The sequence below is a fragment of the Paenibacillus sp. 01T422 genome (assembly GCF_056398785.1).
The window spans coordinates 1-4,865 of record NZ_JBFTQB010000475.1; the positions used below are offsets into that span (position 1 = coordinate 1).

Consider the following 4,865-nt stretch of genomic DNA (forward strand, 5'->3'; position numbering starts at 1 on the left):
CAACAATATAGTGAGTTTATCAGCTGATCCCTTATAGTTGGCATTTCGAACCTGCACTAGCAATTGATTCTCAAGTTCAAGCACCCGATCCATAGAGGGGATCTGCCCCAATTGTTTAATGTAGTCCTGCGTCAATACAGACATTTTACCAGCGAGGAACCGATACATGGAGACAGAGAGCGCTTGCTGATAAGCCGTTGTTAGATGGGTATGGGCCGTAACGCTTGCACTTAAAGCAGCCGTAATCGAAACATGATAGCTCTTCAACACATACTTCTGGCACTCTTGAAGCAGCACTAAGATTGACACTTCTGGTATTTCTTCCAGCGGATTCGCCTGTAGAATCACAGCTATGTGATCATTGCGCAGATCAACCGCTTCGGCTATGCAAGCTTTCTGTAGAAATTCCGAGACAATGTTCATGATGGCGAATATGAGGAGTTCTTTCTCCTCCATCTTTCTTTTTATCAGACAGCTGATTAACATTATCAAATTTCAACACACATACCATGAAGATTTGCTCCTGCCGGAAAGGCAGCTTGTACTCTTTGCAGCCCAATTCAAATTCCTCATTGGAAACCGATAAGCTGTTTAATACCCATTTGCTTAAAAAACGATTTTGTCTATGCTGCTGCCCAGAGATCTTCTCTTGTTGAAACTTCTCGAGCTGATTAGCTGAATTCCTGTATACATCTTGCAAAAAAATAAACTCATCACTCGTCGCGCTAGTCTCCCCTTGGGCTAAGTGACTCGATCGCAGCTGCGAAACCAGCTGTTCTACAGGTCTATAGATCCCTCTGGATACTTGCAAGAGAACTAAGAGCGTCACAAGCAAAACAATAACGGTTATGACAATAATGCTCGTCCTTAGTTTGATTAAATAAACGTAGGCTTCATCATAGGGAACTGTTTTGAACAAAATCCATCCTGTATTATCAACCGGGATATAGGAAGCCAAATATTTGGTGCCATCCAACTTCACATCGAAATAATTTTGCGACTCTCCCAACGTTTGATACTTCGATTTTAATAAGGCTTCCAACCTCGTCCCTTCTTCAGACAACTCCTGACTCACTTCAATAAATGCCTGCTTGTCACTGAGAATGAACATTTTGCTGAGCTGCTCGGCCTCTACATTGTTAATTGCTTTGATATTGTTGAACAGCCACTCTAATTTAACATTGATAATGACAGCCCCATCCATACGGCCTTGCTCGTCTGTCAATTCATACATCACATAAGTGATCACTTTTTCCTTTTGTTCATGTTGTGAATCAAGGCTTACATTCATCTCTCGAATGAAGGGCTTCAGTGGCGGCAGGTCCGACCCTCTAGCTTGAAGCAAAGCCTCCAAATCCTTATCTTGATAGATAAATTGTCCAAATGTGGAGTAATAGCGCTGCATGTTATTGTTATAAATGTACACCGACTGCACGAAGGAATTGCTCCAAACGACGGAGCTCTTCAGCTTATTCATGACATTCATATAATCAAATGTCTCTTCGCCTTTCAAATACATTAAAGACCGCACATCATTATTATTGTAAGTCGACAAAAGTAAATTACGAACCATAGCATCTAGATATTCAATGTTGTATTTGGTCTGCGCAAGGAGCTTTCTGCTATTTTTATATTCGTTTTCAAAAACCTTTTCTTGCACGTTATAGTACACAACACTTGATAAAATAGATGTTACGAGTAAGATTAACGAAGCAAACCATAAGTAGATTCGGGCTAAATACTTTTTTGAGCCCAGTTTCTTAGTCACTTTCACTCTGCATACCCCCACAATATCCAAAATGAAATTAGTTTACTCTATATATGTAACACTGGAATTTACAGGTTAAATTATATTCTAAATATTTCGACAGCTTTCGTCTATCCCTAAATTTATATAGCCTATCTAGGCACAAAAAAAAGGTATCCACAAGTCGAAAAACTTGTCGAATACCCTTTTCTTATGTACTTAAGATAATTGCTCAACAATGCGGTCGGCAAGCGGATACACAAGCTCCTCCTCCAAGGTGAAGTGCCTGAGCAGGATTAAGCAGGCCGTCATTAATTCCGATGCCATCACGTGCAGGAATTCCTCATCTATCGGCACTTTCATCGTGTTAACACCGTCTACGAAAGTTTGCACAACTCTTTTAGCCAAGTCATGATCCTGTTCCAAAACGGTTATAGAACGGGAAACCGATAGCGCAGTCGTTGGATGCAAATAGGATTGCAGGAGAGGAAACAGCTCATTTTCTTCCCACTCCGAATGCTGCTCCAGCTCTTCCACCAGAGAAAGAATCAGATCTTGGAGTTCAATCAGCTTACACATGCCTATTGAGCAATCCTCGAGGGAGTACAAGGAAGCAGCCATCGTGCGGATTTCGGCAAGCTGCCCGCGCATCTGTAAATGTTCCTCCTTCAGACGTTCTACGAGTATGGGGAAATTGCCCGGATCCACAATATACTCCCTATTCGTTTGAATGCTCAAACGGTCGTTCATTCTACATCCTCCTTTGAGTTCTCCTCCGAAAAGTTTATTCGTGAGCACACGCAAAAAAGCTGACCTTTTCTGCATTATCATTCTATGCAGGTGGGGTCAGCTATCATGCGAAGGAATACGGAATGATTAGAACATTTATCGAATGCGACTTTCCGTTAATTGGAACTGATTCATGAGTTGGAGCAGCGATTGTGTAATCGCCCCGACATCTCCCGTCGTTTGGCGTACATGCAGCATATCCTGCAGCAGCTCTTGCACGGTTTTCTCCACTTCGGCAGAAATTTGGCGGTTCTCCTTGCTCACGCCCGCTACCTTCTCCATCAGCGCTACCACTTCCTCCACCACTTGTGTTTTCATGGTGTCATGAGCGCTCGCGCTGCTAAGAATTTCAGAGGCCGCCGCAACAATTTGCGTCCCTTCCCATACAACCCTGGTGCCTTCCTCCATCGAGGTGAAGGCTTCATTCGCATGGCGTTCGATCTGTTCAATCGTCTCGTTGATCTCCATCGTTGACTTCTTCGTCAGATCGGCCAATTTACGAATCTCACCTGCGACAACGGCGAAGCCTTTGCCGTGCTCGCCAACCCGCGCAGCTTCGATCGAAGCATTCAGAGAAAGAAGATTCGTCTGCGCCGAAATTTCTTCAATGACTTTCAGAAGCTTCGGTATTTCTTGCGTAGTAAGCAGGAACGTCTGAATGGTCTGATTCGTTTCGGCTACCTTGGCTAAAATCTGATCCATTTTGTCACCGATGCGCCCCACTTCATCCTGGGCTACTGCTATTTGATCCGATGCTTTTTCTTCCAGCTCGCGCAGCGTGCCGCTCATATTTTGCGTAACATCCTTAGCGACGTCGATGTCCTTGAGCTGTCCGCGTAAAGAACGAATCATATTATGGATCTGAGTACTCATGCGACCCGTTGATTGCTCTGTTGAGCCAGTCGATTCATTGAGCCGATCTTGACTGATCTGAACCTCAGCCGCTGCTTGCTTCACTTGCAGCATGATGCCTTCGAGGGAATCGATCATATTGTTGATCCATTTCGCCAACTCCCGGGTCTCATCCCCTGCAAACTCTTGCACGCGCAAACGCTGCGTCAAGTCCCCGCTGCCTTCCGCGTTTAAGCGGATGAACTTATTGATTTGGGCAAGCTGCTTAACAACGGGCTTGCTGCCTTTGCGTCTGATGATACCGGAGCCGATCCAACCGTATATTGCACTAGCAGCAGCTGTAATCGCTGCGCCCAATCCACCCGAGACATGGCCGTTTAATAGCCAAAAACCACCGCCTGATAGTAATATAAAACCTACAATAAATTTGATTTGCAAGCTGAACATTTTCCAATCGATACCGCGAATCCGGTATACCTCTTCCAGATCTCCTTCACACATCATCCCCCATATATCCGGGCAATGCGGCAGCTGGAACGTAACTCCCTTCCCAATAACCGAGATGTGTCGGTAATCCGAATAACCCGGAAATTCCACGAACAGATTGTTCCCTTTGGCAATGGTCCCTGCAACACCCGGGTGCAGTTGCCCTGTTGCCGGATCTGTGAAGATCAGCTCCAGCTCCGTATGCTCCTTAACGCCGACTATACCGAAATCCGTGCGTACGCCGTCTTTTAAATTATCGCCATGCGTGAAAGTCAGATCCTCAAATCGACTTCGGGACAACGCCGTCCCTGGAGCAATCTGCTTATTCAACACCGGCTTCGCCATGAATAAATAGTTATCACCTGAATCTGGATATACGTGTCCGGATTCCCGTTGAATCAAATCCCCTAGCACATCGTTTGGCACGCGACCGCAAATAGCTCCTTGCCACTCCCCGTTCTTCACCAAAGGTAAGATAAAAGCCATCGTCATAGCATCATGAAACGGCGAAGTGCTTGGACCGATCTGTAACGTTAGCAGGTCAGAAAAAGGCCCAAATAAACATTTCTCCCCTCTGCGCGTCTCCTCCAGTCCTTTCATAAGACCGCTTCCAGCTACATACGTCTTCCCAACGTGAGCAGGGTATGTAGAGTAACTCACACCAGCTCTTTCATTTAGTATAAAAATTTCCGAAAAATCAGCCCCACTTTTCAGCGCAGCAGCGAGCATTTTCTGTATAACTGCTGAATCTTGAGAAAGCTGCGAAGTAGCTGATCCCGACTCGGATAACGTCGCATGCAATCTGTCCAGATGAGACCAGTATGATTCCACCCAGCTCCGCAATATTTCTGTCCGCGTATGAGCTATCCCTTCAAAGATATGTTCAACATCTTCCTTAAGGTGACGATTCAACCGATATGACCACCAAAGCGGCAATCCTTTCCGAAAACCTAGCCAATCAAACATACCCCATCCCCCTATATTCACATAG

The 4,865-nt window shown here is 45.2% G+C and carries 4 protein-coding genes; all 4 read right to left on the minus strand.

Annotated elements, in window-relative coordinates:
- On the minus strand, nt 1-423 hold a 423-nt coding region (locus AC1DUA_RS23480; RefSeq protein ID WP_477502069.1), incomplete at its 3' end, for a hypothetical protein.
- A complete protein-coding gene (locus AC1DUA_RS23485) occupies nt 371-1,774 on the minus strand; it encodes a cache domain-containing protein (protein ID WP_477502070.1) in 1,404 nt (467 codons plus the stop codon). The genes AC1DUA_RS23485 and AC1DUA_RS23480, both read right to left, overlap by 53 nt.
- 192 nt (nt 1,775-1,966) lie before the next feature.
- The gene (locus AC1DUA_RS23490) at nt 1,967-2,497 is read right to left on the minus strand and encodes a hemerythrin domain-containing protein (RefSeq protein WP_477502071.1); all 531 of its coding nucleotides are present in this window, start codon (nt 2,495-2,497) and stop codon (nt 1,967-1,969) included.
- 135 nt (nt 2,498-2,632) lie between these two features.
- Nucleotides 2,633-4,840 (minus strand): methyl-accepting chemotaxis protein, encoded by a 2,208-nt coding sequence (locus tag AC1DUA_RS23495; RefSeq protein ID WP_477502072.1) that lies wholly within the window; start codon nt 4,838-4,840, stop codon nt 2,633-2,635.
- Between the last annotated feature and the right edge of the window lie 25 nt (nt 4,841-4,865).

Bases quoted from the DNA above. Each gene is read 5' to 3' on its own strand.
- AC1DUA_RS23490 (WP_477502071.1), bottom strand. From the start codon at position 2,497: ATGAACGACCGTTTGAGCATTCAAACGAATAGGGAGTATATTGTGGAT.
- AC1DUA_RS23495 (WP_477502072.1), bottom strand. From the start codon at position 4,840: ATGTTTGATTGGCTAGGTTTTCGGAAAGGATTGCCGCTTTGGTGGTCA.